Origin of the sequence: Sphingobium tyrosinilyticum, from assembly GCF_042654265.1 — a bacterium.
Taxonomy (GTDB): domain Bacteria; phylum Pseudomonadota; class Alphaproteobacteria; order Sphingomonadales; family Sphingomonadaceae; genus Sphingobium; species Sphingobium tyrosinilyticum.
This window is the reverse complement of record NZ_JBHSFZ010000005.1, coordinates 141,859-163,950: the sequence shown is the minus strand read 5'-3', so window position 1 is coordinate 163,950 and position 22,092 is coordinate 141,859. Positions and strand designations below refer to the sequence as shown.

General features: G+C 63.1%; 26 protein-coding genes. 15 read left to right on the top strand and 11 right to left on the bottom strand.

What is annotated here, in order from left to right:
- Positions 1-54 precede the first annotated feature (54 nt).
- Together ACFO3E_RS04225 and ACFO3E_RS04220 are read left to right on the top strand one after the other, a co-directional pair.
- A complete protein-coding gene (locus ACFO3E_RS04225) occupies positions 55-345 on the top strand; it encodes a hypothetical protein (RefSeq protein WP_066524804.1) in 291 nt (96 codons plus the stop codon).
- 39 nt (positions 346-384) lie between these two features.
- Positions 385-1,137 (top strand): energy transducer TonB, encoded by a 753-nt coding sequence (locus ACFO3E_RS04220; RefSeq protein ID WP_066524803.1) that lies wholly within the window; start codon positions 385-387, stop codon positions 1,135-1,137.
- 91 nt (positions 1,138-1,228) lie between these two features.
- On the opposite strand, the gene arsC is transcribed toward ACFO3E_RS04220, so the two are convergent.
- The 4 genes from arsC to aroQ form a co-directional block, all read right to left on the bottom strand.
- On the bottom strand, positions 1,229-1,579 hold the full coding sequence (arsC, locus tag ACFO3E_RS04215; protein WP_225870573.1) for an arsenate reductase (glutaredoxin): 351 nt from the start codon (positions 1,577-1,579) through the stop codon (positions 1,229-1,231).
- On the bottom strand, positions 1,576-2,928 hold the full coding sequence (accC, locus tag ACFO3E_RS04210) for an acetyl-CoA carboxylase biotin carboxylase subunit (RefSeq protein WP_066524798.1): 1,353 nt from the start codon (positions 2,926-2,928) through the stop codon (positions 1,576-1,578). Before accC ends, arsC begins: the two co-directional genes overlap by 4 nt.
- Before the next feature lie 13 nt (positions 2,929-2,941).
- Positions 2,942-3,418, bottom strand: coding sequence for an acetyl-CoA carboxylase biotin carboxyl carrier protein (gene accB / locus ACFO3E_RS04205; RefSeq protein WP_066524795.1), 477 nt, complete (start codon positions 3,416-3,418; stop codon positions 2,942-2,944).
- 96 nt (positions 3,419-3,514) lie between these two features.
- Positions 3,515-3,955, bottom strand: coding sequence for a type II 3-dehydroquinate dehydratase (gene aroQ, locus ACFO3E_RS04200; protein ID WP_066524793.1), 441 nt, complete (start codon positions 3,953-3,955; stop codon positions 3,515-3,517).
- 113 nt (positions 3,956-4,068) lie between these two features.
- Between aroQ and thiS the strand changes: the two genes are divergently transcribed.
- From thiS to ACFO3E_RS04160, 8 genes are all read left to right on the top strand, one after another.
- Positions 4,069-5,070, top strand: a complete 1,002-nt coding sequence (gene thiS, locus ACFO3E_RS04195) for a sulfur carrier protein ThiS (protein WP_380802698.1) — start codon at positions 4,069-4,071, stop codon at positions 5,068-5,070.
- Positions 5,071-5,152: 82 nt separating this feature from the next.
- Positions 5,153-6,187 (top strand): IS110 family RNA-guided transposase, encoded by a 1,035-nt coding sequence (locus ACFO3E_RS04190; protein ID WP_380802696.1) that lies wholly within the window; start codon positions 5,153-5,155, stop codon positions 6,185-6,187.
- 434 nt (positions 6,188-6,621) lie between these two features.
- A complete protein-coding gene (locus ACFO3E_RS04185) occupies positions 6,622-7,332 on the top strand; it encodes a CoA transferase subunit A (protein WP_066524790.1) in 711 nt (236 codons plus the stop codon).
- Positions 7,332-7,967 (top strand): CoA transferase subunit B, encoded by a 636-nt coding sequence (locus tag ACFO3E_RS04180; protein ID WP_066524787.1) that lies wholly within the window; start codon positions 7,332-7,334, stop codon positions 7,965-7,967. The genes ACFO3E_RS04185 and ACFO3E_RS04180 overlap by 1 nt, the downstream gene beginning before the upstream one ends.
- A gap of 11 nt (positions 7,968-7,978) precedes the next feature.
- On the top strand, positions 7,979-8,419 hold the full coding sequence (locus tag ACFO3E_RS04175; protein ID WP_066524784.1) for an HIT family protein: 441 nt from the start codon (positions 7,979-7,981) through the stop codon (positions 8,417-8,419).
- Between the two features lie 51 nt (positions 8,420-8,470).
- Complete coding sequence (locus ACFO3E_RS04170) at positions 8,471-9,769, top strand: glycosyltransferase family 4 protein (protein WP_380802692.1); 1,299 nt, start codon at positions 8,471-8,473, stop codon at positions 9,767-9,769.
- Positions 9,770-9,844: 75 nt separating this feature from the next.
- Positions 9,845-11,443: a capsular polysaccharide export protein, LipB/KpsS family gene (locus tag ACFO3E_RS04165; protein WP_380802689.1), complete on the top strand. Its 1,599-nt coding sequence runs from the start codon at positions 9,845-9,847 to the stop codon at positions 11,441-11,443.
- Positions 11,436-12,704 (top strand): capsule biosynthesis protein, encoded by a 1,269-nt coding sequence (locus ACFO3E_RS04160; RefSeq protein WP_066524776.1) that lies wholly within the window; start codon positions 11,436-11,438, stop codon positions 12,702-12,704. The genes ACFO3E_RS04165 and ACFO3E_RS04160 overlap by 8 nt, the downstream gene beginning before the upstream one ends.
- Here the strand turns inward: ACFO3E_RS04160 and ACFO3E_RS04155 are convergent.
- Positions 12,697-13,512, bottom strand: a complete 816-nt coding sequence (locus ACFO3E_RS04155; protein ID WP_380802686.1) for a phosphotransferase family protein — start codon at positions 13,510-13,512, stop codon at positions 12,697-12,699. The genes ACFO3E_RS04160 and ACFO3E_RS04155 overlap by 8 nt on opposite strands.
- A 90-nt stretch (positions 13,513-13,602) precedes the next feature.
- Between ACFO3E_RS04155 and ACFO3E_RS04150 the strand changes: the two genes are divergently transcribed.
- Together ACFO3E_RS04150 and ACFO3E_RS04145 are read left to right on the top strand one after the other, a co-directional pair.
- Positions 13,603-14,349, top strand: coding sequence for an HAD-IIB family hydrolase (locus ACFO3E_RS04150; RefSeq protein ID WP_066524774.1), 747 nt, complete (start codon positions 13,603-13,605; stop codon positions 14,347-14,349).
- 23 nt (positions 14,350-14,372) lie between these two features.
- Complete coding sequence (locus ACFO3E_RS04145; RefSeq protein ID WP_380802684.1) at positions 14,373-16,022, top strand: molybdopterin-dependent oxidoreductase; 1,650 nt, start codon at positions 14,373-14,375, stop codon at positions 16,020-16,022.
- Here ACFO3E_RS04145 and ACFO3E_RS04140 read toward each other — a convergent pair.
- Positions 16,019-17,191, bottom strand: coding sequence for a glycosyltransferase (locus ACFO3E_RS04140; RefSeq protein WP_066524769.1), 1,173 nt, complete (start codon positions 17,189-17,191; stop codon positions 16,019-16,021). The genes ACFO3E_RS04145 and ACFO3E_RS04140 overlap by 4 nt on opposite strands.
- Before the next feature lie 58 nt (positions 17,192-17,249).
- A complete protein-coding gene (locus ACFO3E_RS04135; RefSeq protein WP_066528683.1) occupies positions 17,250-17,813 on the bottom strand; it encodes a helix-turn-helix domain-containing protein in 564 nt (187 codons plus the stop codon).
- A 98-nt stretch (positions 17,814-17,911) separates the two neighbouring features.
- Here ACFO3E_RS04135 and ACFO3E_RS04130 point away from each other — a divergent pair, with 98 nt between their 5' ends.
- Complete coding sequence (locus ACFO3E_RS04130; RefSeq protein WP_066524767.1) at positions 17,912-18,370, top strand: DUF6456 domain-containing protein; 459 nt, start codon at positions 17,912-17,914, stop codon at positions 18,368-18,370.
- A 4-nt stretch (positions 18,371-18,374) separates the two neighbouring features.
- On the opposite strand, the gene ACFO3E_RS04125 is transcribed toward ACFO3E_RS04130, so the two are convergent.
- From ACFO3E_RS04125 to ACFO3E_RS04110, 4 genes are read right to left on the bottom strand one after another with little or no spacing between them, the layout of a single operon-like run.
- Positions 18,375-18,920, bottom strand: coding sequence for an NUDIX hydrolase (locus ACFO3E_RS04125; protein ID WP_380802681.1), 546 nt, complete (start codon positions 18,918-18,920; stop codon positions 18,375-18,377).
- Entirely contained in the window at positions 18,917-19,594 is a 678-nt protein-coding gene (locus ACFO3E_RS04120; RefSeq protein ID WP_066524761.1) for a TPM domain-containing protein, read from the bottom strand. The genes ACFO3E_RS04125 and ACFO3E_RS04120 overlap by 4 nt, the downstream gene beginning before the upstream one ends.
- The gene (locus ACFO3E_RS04115; protein WP_066524760.1) at positions 19,594-20,394 is read right to left on the bottom strand and encodes a TPM domain-containing protein; all 801 of its coding nucleotides are present in this window, start codon (positions 20,392-20,394) and stop codon (positions 19,594-19,596) included. The genes ACFO3E_RS04120 and ACFO3E_RS04115 overlap by 1 nt, the downstream gene beginning before the upstream one ends.
- 7 nt (positions 20,395-20,401) lie before the next feature.
- A complete protein-coding gene (locus tag ACFO3E_RS04110; RefSeq protein ID WP_380802677.1) occupies positions 20,402-21,007 on the bottom strand; it encodes a LemA family protein in 606 nt (201 codons plus the stop codon).
- 102 nt (positions 21,008-21,109) lie between these two features.
- Here ACFO3E_RS04110 and mscL point away from each other — a divergent pair, with 102 nt between their 5' ends.
- Positions 21,110-21,538, top strand: coding sequence for a large conductance mechanosensitive channel protein MscL (gene mscL, locus ACFO3E_RS04105; RefSeq protein ID WP_066524758.1), 429 nt, complete (start codon positions 21,110-21,112; stop codon positions 21,536-21,538).
- 146 nt (positions 21,539-21,684) lie between these two features.
- The gene (locus ACFO3E_RS04100; RefSeq protein ID WP_066524755.1) at positions 21,685-21,960 is read left to right on the top strand and encodes a hypothetical protein; all 276 of its coding nucleotides are present in this window, start codon (positions 21,685-21,687) and stop codon (positions 21,958-21,960) included.
- The last annotated feature ends 132 nt before the right edge of the window (positions 21,961-22,092 follow it).

Sequence of the window (22,092 nt, the reverse complement as noted above, 5' to 3'; positions counted from 1 at the left end):
TCGAACCAATCGGCGTCTCTGTCGTTTCATAAGTCACCAATGTGGAGACGGATCATGAAGAATGTAGTTTTGCTTGTTGCAGGTCTGGCGGCTGCTGCCAGTGTTGGCGGTTGTTCGCGTGAGACGACGCGTGATGGCTTGCGCGGCGCCGGGATCGGCGCGGTCGGCGGTGCAGTTGCCGGGGCCATCGTCCCTGGCCTGGGCGTTGCCGAAGGCGCGGCCATCGGTGCTGCGGGTGGTGCGGCTGTAGGCGTAGCGACGTCGGACGGCGAACGCAGGTGGCATCGCGACAGCCGTGGACGCGAATATTATATCGATCGCAACGGCAACCGCGTTTACCGTTAAGCGACAGGCCGCCGTGCCAGGCGCACGGACCTTTCCGAGATGAGAAGCAATTGGGCGCAGCGATGGCCGGGGCGGGGAAAGATCGCTCCGGCGCTCGCGGCGCTCATTGTCAATCTCGTCATCGGCTACGCGCTTATAATGGGGCTGCGCGCCACGCCTTTGTTGCGGGCGGTGGATGATGCGCGGTTGACGCTGTTCGATCTCAAGCCGCTGGTTGAAGAAAAGCCTGAGCCCGTTAAACCGGCAAAAGTCCGTGAAACCAGTCGTGAAGGAGGCGCTACGCCTGCCCCTCGCCCTCGGGCTACTGAGGAGGATGTGGCGAGACTGCCGCTTGTTGCGCCTGTTCCCGTTATAGTTGTGCCGGCCCCCGCTTCGCCCGCCGCAGCCCCGCCCGCTGGAGCGGTCGATGGCTTGGGCTCGGGTGGGGGAGGTGCGGGAAGCGGCAGTGGGTCGGGGGGCAGCGGCGATGGTACGGGCGCTGGGACTGGCACTGGCGCTGGCGACGGCGGAGCATTCTCGCGGGCGAGGCAGACCGGCGGCCGATTTCGGAATTCGGATTTTCCGGACTGGCTGCGTGGAGCGGGCCGGGTAAAGATCGGCGTCCGCTACGCCATCGGCCCATCAGGCCATGTCGATCAGTGTGAGATCATCGAAAAGAGCGGCTATGCCGAGGTGGACGCGATGACTTGCCGCATCATCATGGAGCGCTACCGTTTCCGACCTGCGCGAGACCCGGATGGATATGCGGTGACCGAAGTGCGGGAAGAGGATTATCGCTGGCGGGTGCGGTAATGCCATATGGGCGGGTAATTCTGGACCTGATCCGGCATCGGGTTTCTACACAGATGGCCGCAGCCCCGGATCGAGTCCGGGGTGACGGCTCTTAGTTGAGAACCTCGCTCGCACGTTCGGGTGGGCGGGCGATTACCGCGCCTTTTTCGGTGATGACGATGGCGCGCTCGATTAGGATCGGGTGCGCGGCCATGGCGTCCAGCACAGCCTTGTCGTCGTTGACGTCGAGGCTGATTTCCTTGACGAAGCCTTCACCCTTGCGGAGGGCTTCGGAAGGGCGGACGCCCGCCTTGGCCAGCACCGTTTCAATTTGGGCGCGGCTGGGCGGGGTCTTGAGATATTCGACGACCTCGACATCCACCCCCGGCGTGCCTTCCAGTATCGCGAGCGCGGCCCGCGACTTGGAGCAACGGGGATTGTGCCAGATGGTCGCCTTCGTCACGCGGCGTCGTCCTTTGCCAACCACTCTTCCAGCCATTTGATCGTGTAGTCGCCCTTCAGGAACTCGGGGTCCTTCAGCAGCTTCTGGTGGAGCGGGATCGTGGTCTTCATGCCCTCGATCACATATTCCTCCAGCGCGCGGCGCAGGCGCATGATCGCGCCTTCGCGGGTGCGGCCATAGACGATCAGCTTGCCGATCATGCTGTCATAATAGGGCGGCACCTTATAGCCCTGATAAAGGCCGCTATCGACGCGGACATGCATGCCGCCCGGTACATGATAGCTGGTGACGGTGCCCGGTGACGGCGCAAAGGTGCGCGGGTCCTCGGCATTGATGCGGCATTCGATGGCGTGGCCGTGGAATTCGATGTCCTGCTGCTCGACGGACAAGGGCTTGCCCTCGGCGACGCGGATCTGCTCGCGGACGAGATCGACGCCGGTAATCATCTCCGTCACCGGATGCTCCACCTGCAGGCGAGTGTTCATCTCGATGAAGTAAAATTCGCCGTTTTCCCACAGGAACTCGATCGTGCCCGCGCCGCGATAGCCCATGTCAGCCATCGCCTTGCGGACGACTTCGCCCATCCGGTCGCGCTCGGCGGTCGAAAGGACGGGGGAGGGCGCTTCCTCCAGCACCTTCTGGTGGCGGCGCTGGAGCGAGCAGTCGCGCTCGCCCAGATGGATGGCATTGCCATTGCCGTCGCCGAAGACCTGGAATTCGATATGCCGGGGGTTGCCCAGATATTTTTCCATGTAAACAGTGTCGTCGCCGAAGGCGGCCTTCGCCTCTGACCCCGCCTGCTTCATCAACGTTTCGAGCTGGTCTTCGTTCGGTACGACCTTCATGCCGCGACCGCCGCCGCCCGAAGCGGCCTTAATCAGCACCGGGTAGCCGATCTTCGCGGCGACTTCGCGTGCTTCCTCGACGCTGGAGAGCGCGCCGTCGGAGCCGGGAACCAGCGGCAGGCCGAGCGCGCCTGCGGTCCGCTTCGCCTCGACCTTGTCGCCCATGATGCGGATATGTTCGGGCTTCGGCCCCACGAAGGCGAGGTTATGTGCCTCCACGATTTCCGCGAACTGGGCGTTTTCCGACAGGAAGCCATAGCCGGGATGGATTGCGTCCGCACCGGAGATTTCAGCGGCGGAGATGATCGCGGCGATGTTGAGATAGCTGTCCTTGGCCGCGGGCGGCCCGATGCAGATCGCTTCGTCGGCAAGGCGCACATGCATGGCGTCGGCGTCGGCGGTCGAATGGACCGCCACCGTCTTGATGCCCATTTCATGGCAGGCGCGATGGATGCGGAGCGCGATTTCGCCGCGGTTCGCGATCAGCAGCTTTTCGATGGCCATGTGTTGCGCGGCCTTATTCGATGACGATCAGCGGCTGGTCATATTCGACCGGCTGGCCGTTATCGACCAGCACGGCCTTGACCGTGCCCGCGTTGGGCGCGGTGATGGCGTTCATGACCTTCATGGCTTCCACGATCAGCACGGTGTCGCCCGCCTTCACGGTCGAACCGATCGGAGCGAAGGGCGCAGCACCCGGTTCTGCCGCGAGATAGGCAGTACCGACGATCGGCGAGCGGACGGCATTGGCGCCAGCGGCGGGTTCGGCTGGCGCCGCTGCGGCAGGAGCGGCGGCAGCGACGGGGGCCGCTGCCAAGGGCGCGGGCGCGTAGGCGATGGCGTTGCCGCCGCCAGCTTTGCGAGCGACGCGGATCTTGCGATCGCCGTCCTCCACCTCAATTTCCGTCAGGTTGGTGTCGTCGAGCAAAGCGGCAAGATCCCGCACCAACTGGACGTCCACCTGCATTGCGCCCTTTTCAGCCTTGTCGTTCATTTGAAGTCCCTGGACGGTGAATTATCGTTACTGTTGCCCGCGCCTATGCGCATTTGGGTCCAAGCGCAACTTTTGAGCGCCGAAATGCTTGGACGCCTACAGTTCGAGCGCGGCTTCGAGCGCGAGCATATAGGACATTGGGCCAAAGCCCGCCACCGTTCCCTTCGCGGCCAGGCCCACATAACTTTTGTGACGGAAAGGCTCGCGCGCGTGGGGGTTGGACAGGTGCACTTCGATCACCGGCACGCTGATGCCCTTGATGGCGTCGTGCAGCGCGATGGAGGTGTGGGTGAGACCGCCTGGATTGATGAGGACGGCATGGGCCCCTTCGGCATGCGCCTCCTGAAGCCAATCGATCAGATGGCCTTCATGGTTGGACTGGCGGAAGTCGATCTCCACATGGGCGCGGCCAGCCGCATCCTCCATCCGTTCGGCAATGTCGTCCAGCGTGTCATAGCCGTAGATTTCGGGCTCACGCGTGCCCAGCATGTTGAGGTTCGGGCCGTTCAACACATAGATTTTCCGCGCGTCGGCCATGGCATTTCCCCTAAGCATGTTGCGGCGGGGCCGTGGCGGCCCCTATATGCGCGGTGACCTTTAGCCTTTCGTGTCGCGCCAAGTCGAGACACCTTCTTTCTGGGAACAGAGCATTGCACATCGACGGCACCCTATCCATCCACATCAACGGCGAGCATCGCAGGGTGCGCGCGGGCATCACGCTGGCGGAACTGGCGAGCGAGTTGGGCTTCGTTCCTGAAAAGGTCGCGGTGGAGCGCAACCTGGAGGTCGTCCCCCGATCGACGCTGACGCAGGTGTTGGTTGAAGATGGCGACGAACTGGAGATCGTGCACTTTGTCGGCGGCGGCGACGTGTCGGCCGTCGATGACGACAGCTGGACGGTTGCGGGCAAGACCTTCCGGTCGCGCCTGATCGTCGGCACGGGGAAATACAAGAATTTCGAGCAGAATGCGGCGGCTGTCGAAGCGTCGGGGGCGGAGATCGTTACCGTGGCGGTGCGGCGCGTGAATGTGTCGGACCCCAAGGCCCCGATGCTGACCGATTTCATCGATCCTAGGAAGATCACTTATCTGCCTAATACGGCGGGCTGCTATACTGGCGAGGAAGCGATCCGGACGCTTCGGCTGGCGCGCGAGGCGGGGGGCTGGGACCTCGTGAAGCTGGAGGTGTTGGGCGAGGCGCGGACGCTTTATCCCGACATGGTGGAAACCCTGCGGGCGACGGAGATATTGGCCAAGGAAGGTTTCAAGCCGATGGTCTATTGCGTCGATGACCCGATCGCGGCCAAGCGGCTGGAGGACGTGGGCGCGGTGGCGATCATGCCGCTGGGCGCGCCGATCGGATCTGGCCTGGGTATCCAGAATCGCGTGACGATCCGGCTGATCGTGGAAGGGACCAAGCTGCCGGTGCTGGTCGATGCGGGCGTCGGCACCGCGTCGGAGGCGGCGCAAGCCATGGAGCTGGGTAGCACCGGCGTCCTCATGAATACCGCTATTGCCGAGGCGAAGGACCCAGTGTTGATGGCGGCGGCCATGAAGGCAGGCGTCGAGGCCGGACGGATGGCCTATCGCGCCGGGCGGATGGGTAAGCGTATGTACGCCGATCCTTCAAGTCCGCTGGCTGGGTTGATCTGAACAAAACTGATGGGGTGGACGCCCCCCGACGGCATCTATGTGCCACAGTGGAGGTGTTGAAACACCACTGAGGGAGGCGTCCGTGTCGCAGGTTAGCACAATCGGTCTGGATATCGCCAAGAACGTTTTTCACGCACACGGCGCCGACGAGCGCGGTGTGACGGTTTTCAGCCGCAAGCTGACGAGAGGCAAGCTGCTCGACTTCTTCGCCGGTCAGCCAGCCTGCGTGGTGGCGCTCGAGGCGTGCGGCGGCGCCCATCACTGGGCGCGCCAGCTGCAGACAATGGGACACGAGGTGCGCCTGATCCCACCTGCCTACGTCAAGCCGTTCGTAAAGCGGAACAAGAGCGACGCGATCGATGCTGAAGCGATCTGCGAGGCGGCGCAGCGTCCTGGCATGCGCTTCGTGGCGGTGAAGAGCGAGCAGCAGCAGGCCGCCGGGCTCGTGTTCCGCACGCGTGACCTGGTGGTTCGTCAGCGCACCCAGCTGATCAACGCGATCCGCGGGCATCTGGCGGAGTATGGCTGGGTCGCGCCGCGCGGCACCGCGCATATGACGATGCTGGCTGACCTTCTGGAAGATGATGAGATGGCCTCGACCCTGCCGGAGGCGGCGCGGCCTATGTTCAAGCTCATGGTCGACATGTTGGCCGAGCTCGACAGGCAGATATCCGTACTCGACCGCGAGATCGCACGGCGTGCCAAGGAGGACGAAGCGGCACGCCGGCTGATGACCATCCCGGGGATCGGCCCCATCGCTGCGACGGCCATCATCGCGCTTGCACCGCCGATCGAGACCTTCCGCAAGGGCCGCGACTTCGCTGCCTGGCTTGGCCTCGCGCCGCGCCAGCACTCGACCGGCGGCAAGCAGCGGCTCGGCAGTATATCGAAGATGGGTGAGCGCACGATCAGACGGCTGCTGATCATCGGCGGCAGCTCGATGGTGCGACAGGCCTGCCGGTTCGGCGCGCCGGCCGGCTCGTGGCTGGAGCGGATGCTCGCGCGCAAGCCGCGCATGCTGGTCTCGGTCGCGCTCGCCAACAAGATGGCGCGCATGGTCTGGGCGTTGCTCACAAAGAGCGAAGATTACAGAGCTCCGGCAGCGGTCGCGGCGTAAGCCAAGGCAGCGGTCAGAGGCGTCGGGGACGTAGGCGGTCGAAGGAGGGTATGGCACAACAGTCGGCGAGACGGGGCCGGAAGAACCAGGGAAACGGCAGAGCGCTAACCAAGCGCGCAAAGCTGAAATGGATCCGGTCCGCGAACTCCCATACTGGCCCGCAGCATATGGCGCTGCTCATCGAGGCCGGACAGATGACAGCATCCGACTACGTGCCAACATACCCCGATTTACTGCTTGCATCCGAAGGGGCGTCCACAGATGCCGTTCGTTTCGAGCGCAGTCGAGAGACGCCATAGCTGCGCTTTCCGCTTCTCGACTGCGCTCGAAGCGAACGAATGTTTGCAGATCCCTATCACTTTCGCCGCCGCAGCAAATTGACGCTGCGGCGGCTTCCTCTTATGGCCTAGCCGGGGTTCAGGAGGAGAAGTGCGATGGTGAAGAAGCTCTATCCCGATGCTGCATCTGCGTTGGAGGGCCTTCTTTTCGACGGCATGCACCTTTGCGCTGGCGGTTTTGGCCTGTGCGGGATCCCCGAGCGGCTGATCGATGCGATCCGGGATTCAGGGGTCAAGGACCTGACCATCGCGTCGAACAATGCCGGAATCGACGGCGAGGGGCTGGGCAAGCTCCTGCGCACGCGGCAGGTCAAGAAGATGATCTCCTCCTATGTCGGCGAGAACAAGGAGTTCGAGCGGCAATATCTGGCTGGCGAACTGGAGGTGGAGTTTTCACCCCAGGGGACGCTGGCTGAACGCTGCCGCGCTGGCGGGGCGGGCATTCCCGGTTTCTATACCAAGACCGGCGTGGGCACGGCGGTGGCCGAGGGCAAGGAAGTCAAGGTCTTCGACGGCCAGGAATATATTCTTGAGCGCGGGATCTTCGCCGACGTTGCCATCATCAAGGGCTGGAAGGCGGACGAGAGCGGCAATTTAATCTTCCGCAAGACCGCGCGCAACTTCAACGCGCCGATGGCGACTGCCGCCAAGATCTGCGTGGCAGAGGTGGAGGAAGTGGTGCCTGTGGGTAGCCTGGACCCTGACAGCATCCACCTGCCCGGCATCTATGTGAAGCGCATGATCATCGGCGCGCCCTATGACAAGAAGATCGAATTTCGCACCGTGCGCCAGAGGGAGACAGCATAATGGCCTGGACCCGTGACCAGATGGCCGCGCGCGCGGCGAAGGAGCTGAAGGACGGCTTTTATGTGAACCTCGGCATCGGTATTCCGACGCTGGTGGCGAACCACATTCCAGCCGGGGTCGAGGTGACGCTGCAGTCGGAGAACGGCATGCTCGGCATCGGCCCCTTTCCCTATGAGGGCGAGGAGGATGCCGACCTCATCAATGCGGGCAAGCAGACGATCAGCGAGCTGCCCAACACCGTCTTCTTCTCGAGCGCCGACAGTTTCGCGATGATCCGCGGCGGGCATATAGATCTGACCGTGCTGGGCGCGATGGAGGTCGCGGAAAATGGCGACATTGCCAATTGGATGATCCCCGGCAAGATGATCAAGGGCATGGGAGGCGCGATGGACCTGGTCGCGGGCGTCAAGAAGATCATCGTCGTCATGGAGCATGTGTCGAAGGACGGCAGCCCCAAATTCATCCCTGCCTGCACCTTGCCGCTGACCGGCAGGAATGTGGTCGATATGATCGTCACCGATCTTTGCGTTTTCCAGCGGCCCGATCATGACAGCTCCTTCAAGCTCATTGAACTCGCGCCGGGCGTGACGGCGGAGGAAGTCGCCGCTAAAACCACAGCTCAATATGTGAGCTGAGGAATAGTGGCATGAGCCTTGACGGCACCTATGACGAAGCCAACGCCTTCGCGCTGATCCTTCAGGGCAAGATCCCTTCGACGAAGCTTTATGAGGATGAGCATAGCTATGCCTTCCTCGACATCCAGCCGCAGTCGAAGGGGCACAGCCTGGTCATTTCCAAATGGTCCAAGGCGCGCAACATCCTGGAGGTTGAGGATGAGGCGCTGGCCCAAGTGATGGCGACGGTAAAGAAAGTTGCCATCGCCACGCGCAAGGCGTTGAACCCGGACGGTATCCATGTCGCGCAGTTTAATGGCGCACCGGCCGGGCAGACCGTCTATCATCTGCATTTCCATATCGTGCCGCGATGGGTAGGTGGGCCGACCGGCTTTTCCGCCCATGCACAGGGCAATTTCGCCGACGCGGCGGCGCTTGAAGCGCTGGCGGAAGAGATTCGTGCGCAGTTCTAGACTGTTGGTTTCATTCGATGAGTGGTCAGTTGCGAGCGAAGGAGCTTTGACATGGCGCTGAAGCCATTCAAGGTGCCCGGCGCGCGGCTGGCGCTGCGATCCAAGCCCGCCAGTCAGCGCTTCCTAGCGGGAGAGGGCGAGGCTGAGGTCATCCTCGATATTTCGCGCCTGCTTTCGCGCAGTTTCCATGCTGCGCCCACCGGGATCGACCGGGTCGAATATGTTTATGCGCGCGAGCTGTTGGAACGCATGCCGGAAAGGCTTTCCTTCGCCGCGGTACATCCGGCCGGGGGCTATTATGGGCGGCTGAACGAGGCGGCCGTGCGCCAGTTCCTGGCGTTCACCGCCGCGCGCTGGCGCAACAGCAAAGTGAAGGACGAAGCGGCGAGCAGGGCTGCGGTCATCCGCCACCTGATTGCGCTCCGGCCGCGTCCGGTGCCGCGCGCGACGGGGCCGCGAGTCTATCTGCAGGTTTCGCCCCATCATCTGGACGACGCCGATCAGGTCGGTGCGATCCTGCGGGCGGAAGGCGCGCGCTTTGTGACGCTGGTGCATGATGTGATCCCGCTCACCCATCCGGAATTCGCGCGGCCGCAAGGCGCGGCCGAGCATCTGAGGCGGGTGCGCACCATCGATCGCTATGCGCATGGCATCATCGGCAACAGCCAGGCGACCATCGATGCGCTGGCCCCGCATATGACTCGCGGGCTGGAGGGACGAAGCCTCTGCGTCGCCCATTTCGGCGCAGATCCGCCCGATCTTGTGGGCGGCGAAAGCCATGCCGTGCCGTCGCGGCCCTATTTCGTCTATATCTCCACCATCGAGCCCCGCAAAAATCACCTGCTGCTGCTGAATGTCTGGCGGCGGCTGGTCGAGCGGCTGGGGGATGCGGCGCCGGTGCTGGTGCTGATCGGGCGCCGTGGTTGGGAAAATGAGAATGTCGTGGATATGCTGGAGCGCGCGGAGATATTGCGCGGTCATGTGATCGAGGCGGGCAGCGTGCCCGATACGGAGATGCACGCGCTGGTCGCGGGGGCACGAGCGATGCTGATGCCATCGTTCGAGGAAGGCTTTGGCATTCCGGTGATCGAGGCGCTGTCCGTCGGCGTGCCGGTGATCTGCAGCGATATTGTCGCCCATCGCGAAGTCGGCGGCGCAGCACCGGACTATCTTGATCCGCTCGACGGGCTCGGCTGGATGCAGATGATCAATGCCTATAGCCGGGCGGACTCACCCGAACGTACGGCCCAGATGGCGCGCATTGAAACATGGGTTGCGCCGCGATGGTCGGATTATTTCGACATCATCACGCGCCTGCTGGACGATGTGACGGCTTGCGCCTTCGCTTGACGTCCTTGCCGGGGGCAACCATGAAATCCTTGTGCATATCTGCTCTTCCGCTGTCTGTTGCGCGAGCTTCATAGGATGAAGCCGCTGCCCTTTTTACGATCACCGCCTTTTCGCGGCATTGCGCCATCCGTTGCTGCGGTGAGCGCTGTAAGCAGCGCCGTGGTTGACGCAGCGGTCGTGCCTGACAGCCTGTTGGAGCAGATCGCACAATCGCGGGTAGGCGGCACGTTCTGGGGCCATCAGCGGGAAGGCGTGAAACTGGTCGCACGTGCGGGCTGTCCGGTGGAGCTCAAGGGGCTGGATAAGGCGGACGTCGCGATCCTGCCCGTGCGCGAGACGGCGAAACCTATCGATCCGTGGAGCGTGATTGCGCAGGCGCGGGCGGTGCGTGCCGATGCGGACGATGAACTGGCCATCATCGCGGGTCTGCTGGGCGTGCCGGTCTATGGACCCAACGGTGGGGCGGTCTCGCCGGAGCGACTGCGTGACGCGGCGAAGCGGGCGATCGCGGCGGCCGCCTATCGCGATTGCTTTAGCGGTGCATCCGCCAGCGCCGAGGCCGTGGTGGCGCATCTTGCAGACTGGCGGCGGCATTTGGACGGAAACCGCGATATTGCGGCCGCAAGTGGCATGGCCTTTTGGAAGCGCGAGGCGATGCGGCGGTTTCTGTGGGATGGGGCGCGATCGCCACCCTTCCTTTCACCCCGTGGGGGGCTGCTCCGGGCGCGGCGTACGGGTGGATCGCTGGCCGTCTGGCCGTCGCGGGTGCCCGCGGATTTACTGGATGAGGCACGGGAGAAGGCTGTGCCAATCACCCGCGTTGAAGATGGTTTTCTACGGTCGAAAGGGCTCGGCGCAACGCTGACGCCGCCAGGGTCGGTGGTGATTGACCGGACGGGCATATATTATGATGCCTCGCGACCGAGTGATCTCGAAAGCCTGCTCGCCACACATGATTTTTCGCCTGCGCTGCTTGATCGCGCACATCGACTGCGTGCCGCGATCCGGGCATCCGGGGTCACAAAATATGGGCAGGAGATGGGCCGGATGCTCGACCTTCCCACGGCCAAGCGGACGGTGCTGGTTGTGGGGCAGGTTGAGGATGACCTGTCGGTGCAGCTGGGCGGAGCTGGAGTGGAAGGAAATCTGGACCTGCTTCGGCGCGTGCGGCGGGTCGAGCCCGATGCCCATATCATCTATCGCCCGCATCCCGATGTGCAGGCTGGATTGCGGCGCGGTCATTTGAGCGATGCGGTGGTGCATCAGCATGCCGATGCCCTGGATACCGGCGCGCCCCTCATGTCGCTCGTCCAGGCAGTGGATGAGGTGCATGTGCTGTCCTCACTGGCCGGGTTCGAGGCGCTGTTGCGCGACCGGCCGGTGACGGTGCATGGCATGCCATTTTACGCCGGATGGGGGCTGACGCGGGACCTGGCCAAACCCAACGCGCGGCGAGGGCGTCAGCTGACCATCGATCAGCTTGTCGCCGCCGCCTTGATTCTCTATCCATGTTACCTGGACCCGGTAACCCGGTTGCCCTGCGGCCCCGAGATTATGGTGGAGCGCCTGGGAAGCGGATCGACGTCACCTATTTCATGGCTCATCCGGCTACGGACGCTACAGGGGAAATTACAAAGATTTATGACTTTGTCCGCCGAGTATCTCCATGGCTGACAGCCAGGCGAAGACCTTCCTTTTCCTGCAGGGCCCGCACGGACCGTTCTTTGCTATGCTGGCCGACGCGCTGCGGGTGCGGGGGCATGAGGCTCGGCGGATCAACATCAATGGCGGCGATAAGGTCGATTGGCCGGGGGAGGCCACCGACTATCGCGGCTCCTTTCGCAACTGGCCGCTCTTCTTCGACGATTTCATCGTCCAGCATGGCGTCACCGACCTGATCCTCTATGGCGACTGCCGCCCCTATCACGCTTCCGCGCACAAGATGGCGCGGTTGCGCGGCCTGCGGGTGCATGTGCTGGAGGAAGGCTATATCCGCCCGGACTTCATGACGTTGCAGGAAGACGGCGTGAACGGCAATTCCACCTTACCGCTCGACCCCCAATGGTATCTGGATCAAGCATGCAGCTTGCCGCCCGAGGGTGGGCGGGAGCCGCAGATTCCTTCGACCTTCCGGCAGCGGGCCGTGAATACAACGCGTAATGGGCTCGCGTCAGCGATGATGCGGCCGATCTTTCCCTTTTACCGCACGCACCGGCCGCAAAGCTTCCTGTTGGAGGCCGCCGGATGGTTCAAGAAGCTGATGCTGCGCAAGCGCGATATCCGCGCATCGCGGGTCGAATGGGAGAAGGTGAAGGGCAAACCCTATTTCACCCTGCCGCTGCAGCTCGATTCGGATTATCAAATTCGCGTCCATTCGCCCTTTGGCAACATGCGCGCGGCGCTGCGTTTCGTGATCAAGAGCTTTGCCCGCTATGCGCCAGAGGGAACGTCCCTGCTGGTGAAGCGGCATCCCCTCGATTCAGGGCTGGTCGCATGGGAGCGTCTGACCCGCCGCCTTGCTGCCCATTATGGCGTGGAGGACCGGATCTTCTATCTCGCCGACTGGGATATTGCCGAAGTGGTCGGCCGGTCTCTGGGCGTGGTGACGGTGAACAGCACGGTGGGCACGCTGGCGCTCAACCAGGACAAGCCGGTGCTGGTTCTGGGACATGCGGTCTATAAGGTGCCGGGCGTGGTTTATAAGGGCACGTTGGACGAGTTCTGGCTCAATCCGGGTGCGCCCGACCAGACGCTATATGCAGCTTTCCGGCGGGTGCTGATTGATCGTTGCCTGATACGCGGCGGCCTGCTGAGCGATCAGGGTCTGGCGATGCTGGTAGGCAATGCGGTCGATCGTCTCTGCGCCGAACCGAAGCGGGCGGAGGGAGCGTGGTATGGGCGTATGCGGCGCGGCAGCCTGGCGAGCGTCAATTGACGGTTGGAAGCCCGGCGCTTCGCAACGCCTGATCCAGATAGCGATGGAAGGCCCGGTTGCGGACTGGCGGGCGCGCACGTAGCCAGGCGAGCGCGACGACCGGTCGCCACAGGCTCATCTGATCTTGGCTGACGCCGCTCACGTCGCGATAGGCACGGCCAAGCCGCCCCGCCGCCCAATCACGCCAGAGCGTGGTGATGGCGTCGGCAGGACCTTCCCCAAAACGCATGAGCATTTCACTCCGCACCGCATCGGCGGCGGGATCGCCGATTGCAGCCTTGGCCCAGTCGAGGATCACGAGGCCGCCCTCGCTGAGCAGGATATTGTCGATATGGAAGTCGCCGTGGAGCAGATGATCCGCTTCCGGCAGAGCTTGCAGATAGTCGATTGCGGCACGCTTTAGGGCATCGGGCGCAGGGCCATAGTCTATGTCGGTTTGCAGCACGGACTTCACGGTGCGCAGTCCCGATACCGGCTGGCGGTGGACGGAGTGGAGAAGGGCCGCCATGTCGCGCAGCAAGGAGGCGGCCGAAAGCGGTTTCTTGCGGATAGCCGCCGCTATCGAAACACCGCTTATTTCGGGATAGATCAAGGCGGAGTTCCGCGCGACCGTGACGCGGAGGCGTGGCGCTGCCGTTGACAAGCGAAGCGATGTCGCGAGCCGGGCTGCAGCCACTTCCCGCTCTATCATGTCTTCGGATACGGCCGGGTGGAAGATCTTGATGACCTCGCCGTCGCCCATCCTGAACACTTCGGAACTTTTGCCGCGGCCCAGCAGCGTCCAGTCGCTCCCTATTTGATCGAACATAGGCTGCGTCGTTTCCTCAAGGCATATGGATTTGCCGATCACCCAATTGATGGTAGCTGCGGCCGACAAGGATTCCAGGAGCTTGCCCTTATGAAAGAATTGATCGCCTTCGATCTCGACGGAACGCTGGCGGAAAGCAAGCAGCCTCTGGAAGAAGAGATGGGAGAGGCGTTGGCCGACCTGCTGACGGTGGCCCATGTCGCGGTGATTTCCGGCGGCGACTGGCCGCAGTTCGACAAGCAGGTGGCAAGTCGGCTGCCCGCCCGCGCCGACCTGTCCAGGCTGTGGCTGATGCCGACGACCGGAACGAAGCTCTATACCCATCGCGAAGGCGTGTGGACGCCGGTCTATGCCGAACTGTTCGACGATGAACAGAAGCAGAAGATTCTCGCGGCGTTCGACCAGGCGCTGGAAGCGACAGGCTTCGTTCCGGAGCAGACCTGGGGTGAGCGGATCGAGGATCGCGGCAGCCAGATCACCTTTTCCGCGCTGGGGCAGCAGGCCCCCATCCATGCGAAGGAAGGATGGGACCCGGATTTCGCCAAGCGTCGCATCATCCAGGCGGATTTGCGGGAACGCCTGCCCGGTCTGTCGATCAACATGGGCGGCGCGACATCCATCGACATCACCCGGGAGGGCGTCGATAAGGCTTATGGCCTTAAGAAGCTGCGGGATGCGAGCGGCATCGCGCTTGATGCGATGATGTTCATCGGTGATGCGATCTTCCCCGGCGGCAACGACTATCCGGCGAAGCAACTTGGCCTAGATACTGTGCGTGTGCGCGATCCGCAGGAAACGCTCTCGGTCATTGCGGCGATCGTCGCGTGCCAGAAATGATCGGGTCCCGCTGATCCGGCTTTATGGCTGTCGTTCGAACGCTTTGCGGCCAATGCGCTGTCGGCTGCGGCGTGCGCGCCGTGACGGGGGAGGGACGGGAAATGTCCTTCGCGGGCGACCGGGTGCATCCGGCCAACGGCGGACTGCTTTGCGGGCAGAGTGATGCCCTGACGGCGATGCTGCCGTTGGAGGGGCGGTTGCTCCATCCGGTGCTGGATGGGCAGCGTGTGACCTGGCGTCGCATGATCGGGCAGGTCGCGAGGCGACTGAAAGACACGCTGGCCCGTCATGGTCCGGGCAGCGTGGCGATGCATGTTACGGGCGACCTGCTGACCGAAGATTATTATGTCGCCAACAAGCTGATGAAGGGCTTCATCGGCTCGGCGCATATCGATGGGCCTTGTTGGAACGAAGGTGGCATGGAGGCGGCCTATCGCGCGGCGCTGGGCGAAGATGTCGTGCCGGGCACCTATGAGGATGTGGAGCAGGCGGATCTGATCTTGGCCGTCGGCGCCTCCGCGCTGCTGCGGCATCCGGTCTTGGCCGAGCGTATTGCAATGGCGCGCGAGCAGAGGGGGGTGCGCCTCGTCCTGCTGACCGAGGGCGAAGATGTGCAGGAGGAGGTGGGTGCTGACCTGCGCCTGAAGGTCGAGCCGGGGAGCGCAGCCGTGCTGCTGAACGGGCTGCTGCTGCATGCCCACGACTGCGGGTGTCTGGCGGACGTATTCATGGCGCGGCATGTTATGACGGCGGGGGACTTTTGGACCAGGCTGCGGCTGGATCATGATCTCTGGTCCGTCGCGCGCCGCTGCGGATTGGGGCATGGCGAGGTTCGCGCCTTTTATGACCTGTTCACACCGGCGCGGCGGGTGGTGACGCTCTATGGTCCCGCTGCGGAGGGGGACGATCTGAGCTTGTCGAGGGCTATCCTCAATTTGCATCTGGCGATGGGCTGGATCGGCGCGCCGGGCGCAGCGCCAACGGGCATAGCTCGCGCGCCCAACGCGATGGGCGCAAGGGAGGTGGGCTGCGATAGCCGGCAGCTGGCGGCGCATCGGGATTTTTCTGCCGACGCCATCGCCCAGACTGCGCGTTTTTGGGGCGCGCGGCAGATGGCGGCGGCGACCGGCTTGGCTGGCGCAGCGCTCGTCGAGGCTATCGAGAATGGCGGGATCAGGGCGCTGTGGTTGGTGGGTGGCTTACCGCCTGCGGGGCATCCGCTGCGCGCGGCCCTGGCGAAGGTGCCTTCTGTCATCCTGTCCACAGCTTGGATTGAGCAAGGGATTGCTCTGGACCATGTATTCGCACTGCCCGCGCCGGTCTGGATCGAGAAGGATGGGACTATAACGGGCGCAGACCGGCTGATCAGCCGTCAACGCCGCCTGTTTCCGCTGCCCGGTGAAGCCAAGCCCGACTGGTGGAGCCTGACCCAGGTTGCCCGGGCGATGGGGTGGCATGATGCTTTTCATTATGAGCGGGCCGCCGAAATCCATCGCGAGCATGCGCGGCTGACCGCTTATCACAATGAAGGCGAAAGGCTGCTGAATCTGCGGCGGCATGCGCCGATTTCCAACCCGGCTTATGATGAGCTGACGCCCTGGCGTTGGGGCGAGACCCCTTTTGATGAGGGGCGTTTTCCAACCAGCGATGGCAACGCGCGGCTGATACTCTAGCCGCTACGGGCGATGCCTTTCAGATGATGAAGCAGCAGATCGCCATTTGCTTCCCAGGTGAAGCGTAGCGCCGTGTCACGCACGGCCTCACGCTCGGGCGGATTGGTGAGAAGGTCCCCGATGGCGGTGGCAATGGCGTCAGGATCACGATCGACGATATGGCCAGCCTCCGGACGGTCGAGCAGTTCGCGTGCCCCGCCTACGTCGGTAATGACGATCGGCGTACCGCAGGCGAGCGATTCAACCCAGGCATTGGCGAGCCCCTCCGAGGATGAGGGAAGGGCCATCACATCGGCGGCGGCGTAGATACGCGGCAGGCGGTCATGGGGAACAGAGCCGAGGAATCCGATGCGGCGATCGACGCCCAGCTCCTCCGCCTGCTTTTCCAAGGCACGGCGATATTGTCCCTGGCCTGCGAATAACAGCGTGACGCCTGGGAGGCGGGGAAGCGCCTGCACCAGAAGATCCTGCCCCTTGCGCGGGATGAGTGCGCCGACGCAGAGGATCACGGGGCCTTCAAAGCCCAGCGCTTCCTTGGCTGCGGCTCGGTCGGCGATCTCGAACCGATCGAGATCTACGCCAGTATAGTGGACGCGGATTTTTTCAGCCCCCATGCCCATCTTGGCCATCGACCGGCGCATCGCGCTGGAAACCGCGAGCAGACCTGCAGCTTCGTCTCCCGCGCGCTTGACCAAGCCGCGAGTGTCTCGGCGCCTGCCCCAATAATGGATGTCCGCGCCGCGCGCCTTGATCGAATAGGGTATGCCGAGCGCGTGAGAGAGGCGCTGTGCGACTGGACCATCGGGGAAGAAGAAGCTGGCGTCGATGACGTCGAAGGGCTGCTGCTCATGCAGGTGGCGCACCAGCGGCAGGATGGCCCGCGTCATGTTGCCGACGTTGATCCGTGCGCCGATCTTGGGAATGGTGGAGAAAAGGGGGCGGTACACCGTCAGGTCCTGCCATCTTTCCTTCCGCGGCAGGGCGCGCAGCGGCGCATAGCGGTTCGACAGGCCGATCGGCCAGACCGGGACGCCAAGCGGCGCGACCACGGTTACCTTCACATCCGGGCGGCTGGCGAGTTCCCGGGCCTGTCGTTCGACAAACACCCCGAAATTGGGGCGGCTCATGTCCGGGAACAGGGTCGATAGCGTTAGGACATTCAGCGTCATGCCGTCTCCCTTAAGGCATCGCGGTTAATCGAGAGTTAGGGGTGAAGCTGTGCCTTGGCTATAATTGTCTGACCAACTGGACCGCGACAGCGCCCCAGGGTGGATCGCTGATGACCTGCTGTCTGCTGCCGCTGCCCAGCGGCAGGATGTGCAATCTGTCCCCTTCGCGGCCGATCAGCCTGCCGAAGACGAAGCGGCCGGCGTGGCGGGGAAGCAGCATGTCGCGGTTCAGCGCGCTTGCAAATTCTTCAGGGCCGATGCGGCGGCACCAGATTTCATCGCCGCTGCGGTAATCGCCGATACTGGCGGACACCTGGACGCCGATCATGGCGTCGGCGGGGACAGGGGGCGGGAAGGATAGGTTGCGTGTTGGAGCGCGTGCGCCTTCGGGACCCAGCAGCGCGGCGACCGGGACGACGCTTTGTCCTGGCAAAGCCACCAGTTCGGATGATCCGACACCCAGCGCCTGGGCGATGCGGTTCACCCAGTTGACCGATACGGTTCGCGTGCCGGTTTCCAGCCTGCCGATCGTCTGCGCAGTGGTCGGCGGCTGGCAGAGAGCCGCGACCTGTTCGAGCGTCAGCCCCTTGGCTTTTCGGACCTCTCTGATGCGCGTGATCATGCCTGTCTCATATTTCACCTATTTGGTTTTTCGTCTTTCCTACAAATGGTTCGTCATGGCAAGGCCCTTCCTATCGTTCATCTAACAGGAGGCGCGCGATGCGGAGCCAGTTTGTGAAGCAGAAGATCGAGGACCCGGCTGGCTGTGTCCAGACGGTGGCGGTGAATATGGGCGAATCGCCGCTCGCCTGGCTGCATGCGCGGGGGCATTTAAGCGAACGCCATTATCGCGCGGGCGACCTGTTGCGCGCCGATTGGGAGAAGGCGGGCCTTGGTCCCAGAGTGACTATGCGGTGGGATGCGGCGCCGGGGACAGGCGGGCACAGGGCAGGGGCTTGCGTTCCTGATCCGACGCTGACCCAGCTGTCCGCACGCGAACGCTTCCATGCCGCCATCGCCGCCGCGGGGCCGGGGCTTAGCGATATATTATGGCGAGTAGCCTGTGCGGGTGAGGGGCTTGCGGCGGCAGAGCGCGCGCTGGGCTGGCCCAGCCGGGCGGGCAAGCTGGTGCTCACGCTTGCGTTGGACCGGGTGGCGGACTGGTACAGGGTAGCGTGACGGCTTACCGGCTAAGCTCCGGTCCCAGCAATAGCAGCAGCTTCACGTCGATCGCGAAGCCTTGAGCGCGCCAGGCTTCGATCTGGTTGGGCACATCAGCGATCGGGACGCGGTGGACGCGAATATCCTCGCCATCGACGCCTCCACCTTCGCCGGTTTTTTGAAGATCGTGGGCGCGGAAGAGGCAGAAGCTTTCCGACACCATGCCGGGCGAACTGTAAAAGTCGCCCGCAGCCTCCATCCGCCCCGCGCGATAGCCAGTCTCCTCCTCCAGCTCGCGGGTTGCGGCGAGGGCCGATTCCTCGCCTTCTTCATTGTCGCCGACCAGCCCGGCTGGCAGCTCGATGCAACGACGGCCGAGCGGGACGCGGAATTGATCGACCAACAGCACGTGGCGCGTGCCGTCCGCATCTTCATCGATCGCTAGGATCACGGCGGCATGGATACCACGCGCGCGCCCCACATATTCCCATCTGCCCCGCCGCTTGGCGGTGATGAAGCGGCCGGCCCACATGATTTCCTCTGCGGCGGCCATATCCTGTTCACTCACAATTCGATCAGCCTGTCGGGCAATTCATTGACGTCGTTCTGCTCGCGCGGAAAATGCGTGGCCAGGATTGCTCCCACCTTGCCCACGGCCTGCGCCATTCCTTCTCCGGCGCGCCCGGACCGGATCGAGTCGATGAGCGTTGCCATGGCGTCACCCCAAGCTTCTGGCGCCACTTTATCGTTGATGGCGCGATCAGCGACGATTTCTGCGCGATGCTCGTCAAGCGAGAGGTATATCAGGACGCCGGTGCGGCCGCGTGTTCGCGCTTCGGCGGCGGTTCGGAAAAGCAGGATTGCGCGGCGACGGACCCGCCTGGCCTTGGTGGCGCGCGGCGTCATCAGCATCCGGAGCGGCATGATGGCGAGCAGATAGCGCACTGCCAGGAACTTCAGGATAAGAAGGCCGGTGATACCGGTCAGGAGTTTCCAGTCCGTCAGCTCATGTTCCCAGTCGAGCAGCAGCGACGACAAAAAGGCGCGCAGCTGGGCGGGGAATGCGGCCATTAGTGACAGCGCAAGGAATATGGCGGCCGCAGCCCAACTTAGCCCTACATCATGATAACTGTCGGAACGCCGGGCGACGATGGTGACGATCTCACCGGAGCTGTCCGCCTCTGCTTCCGCAACGGCGGCCGACACAAGGTCATGGTCGGCATGGCTGAAAAGAAGTTGCATCACCAGCTTCCCGATGCGCCGCCGCCGCCGAAGCTGCCGCCGCCTGAAAAGCCGCCGCCGCTGTCGCCGCCCCCCCAGCTGGACCCACCCCAGCTACCGCCGCCGCTGCCCCAGCCTGAACCGAGGCCAGGTCCCCAGATCACGACCGGAGCGTTCAAGCCGCCGCGCCGATAGCGTTTGCCGCCGCGCGCCCGCGACAATAGCGGTAACAGGATGAAGAATATGAAAAACAGGATGATCCAGAAGCCGGCGATGCCGCTGCTGCCATCATCCTGCTGCCGCGCTTCTGCCTCGGCTTGAGCGGCGCGCGCTCTTGCCTGATCGGGCGGAAGGGCGAGGAGCGCCGAGATCTGGTCAACGCCGGCATTGATACCGCCCGCCATGTCGCCCGCCTTGAAGCGGGGCGTAATCGCGTTGCGGATGATCTGGGACGAGAGCGCATCGGTCAGTATGCCTTCGACCCCATATCCGGCCTCAATCCTCACCTTCCGTTCGTTGGGCGCAATGATCAGCAAGACGCCTTGGCTGTTTTTGTCGCCGATCGCCCAAGCTCGTCCCAGCCGGTAGCCAAAGTCGGAAATGTCATAGCCCTGCAGGTCGGGAATGGTGGCCACAACCAAGGCCCGTCCGCTCGCCCGCTTTTGCGCGATCAGCTTTTGACTGAGCGCCTGTTCCTGCGCGGGATCGAGGAGGTTGGCCGCATCGACCACCCCCTTGTCATCGAAAGCGGGGAAGCTCTGTCCTTGCGCGGCGGGTATCCAGACCAGCAGTGCAAGGATCAGGAGCAGGCGGCGGATCATCGGAGCGTCAGTTACCGAAATCGACCTTCGGCGCTTCCTCTGCGCCGGGCGTTGTCGCCTGGAAGGGCGTCATCGGCTTGGCGCCATGGATGATCTTCGCGCCGATCGCGTCGGGGAAAGTGCGGATGCGCGTATTATAAGCGCGGACGGCTTCGTTATAGTCGCGGATGGCGACGGCGATCCGATTTTCCGTGCCTTCCAGTTGCGACTGCAGATCAAGGAAATTCTGATTGGTCTTGAGGTCGGGATAGGCTTCAACCGACGCCAGCAACCGGCCCAGACCCTGGCTGAGTTGCGCCTGCGCCTGCTGGAACTGCTGAACTTTCGCGGGATCTGACAGGTCTTCGGCATTCACCTGGACCGAGGTGGCTTTGGCGCGGGCCTCGGTCACTTTGACCAAGGTGTCCTGTTCCTGCTTGCCCGCGGCCTTGACCGTGGCGACCAGATTGCCGACCAAGTTGGAGCGACGCTGATATTGCGCCTGGACATCGGCCCATTTGGCCTTTGCCACTTCCTCGGCGGCTGGCACGCTGTTGATGCCGCAGGCTGAAAGCGCGAATGCCGACAGCAGCGGAAGGAGAAAGGCAGGGGAAAAACGGCGCAGGATCGTCATGGAACATCCTCGGCTTTGTTACGAAGACGGAAATAGGTGGTTGTGGATGCAGGCGCAACGTCTCATCCTGTCAAACACATAATCAGGACAAGGGGTTCGTAAATGGGGCTGATTTCCGAATTCAAGACATTCATCAATCGCGGGAACGTGATCGATCTGGCTGTCGGCGTGATTATCGGCGGCGCTTTTGCTACGATTACCAAGTCGCTGACCGATGATCTCATCATGCCGGTAATCGGCTTTTTGTTCGGGGGCGCCGACTTTTCCCGCTACTTCATCCGGCTCGGCGATATTCCGGCGGGGTTCAAGGGCAATCCCGAAAGCTATACCGACCTGAAGAGCGCGGGCGTCGCGATGCTGGGATGGGGCGAGTTTCTCACCGTTTTCGTGAATTTTCTGATCCTGGCGTTCATCATCTTCCTGCTTGTGAAGGCGGTGAACAGGTTGATGCCCAAGCCCGCGGAGGCGCCTGTCGCCACGCCCGAAGACATCATGCTGCTGCGCGAAATCCGGGACAGTTTGAAAAAATAAGTCGTTTCTGCGACGAAAGGAGTTGTGCGGTGGGAACCATCTGCCGTGCGACCAGTTGATCGCGGTCAGAGTTCCGGGCGCATTGCGCGGCCGGGCCTCTTGCCGAATGACGTCAGCCCCTGGGGGGCGCAACAGGAGAAAACGCCGTGAAAACCATCGTCTCAGTCCTTGGCCTTGCCAGCTTGATCGCGCTCGCTGCGTGCGATTCCAAGCAGGAAAACAAGGTCGAGAACGCATACGAGAATCAGGCGGACGCCATCGACAACCAGGCCGAAAATATGGAAGCGATGGCCGACAACCTGTCCGGCAATGCCGAAGCCGCTGCTGAAAACGCCGCCGACACCCTGGAGAACAAGGCTGACGCGACGCGTGAAGCTGGCGAGAAGGCCGCTGATGCTGCTGAAAAGAAGGCGGACCACTAAGCCTTCCGCTTTTCCAATTCGGAAAGGGCGTCGCGATGAGGGTCGCGGCGCCCTTTTTGCTGGGCCTCCAACGTCTTTAACGGGCCTTTAACCACGCCATCCCCATGGTGCCGTCGCGCGCATCCGTGAAGG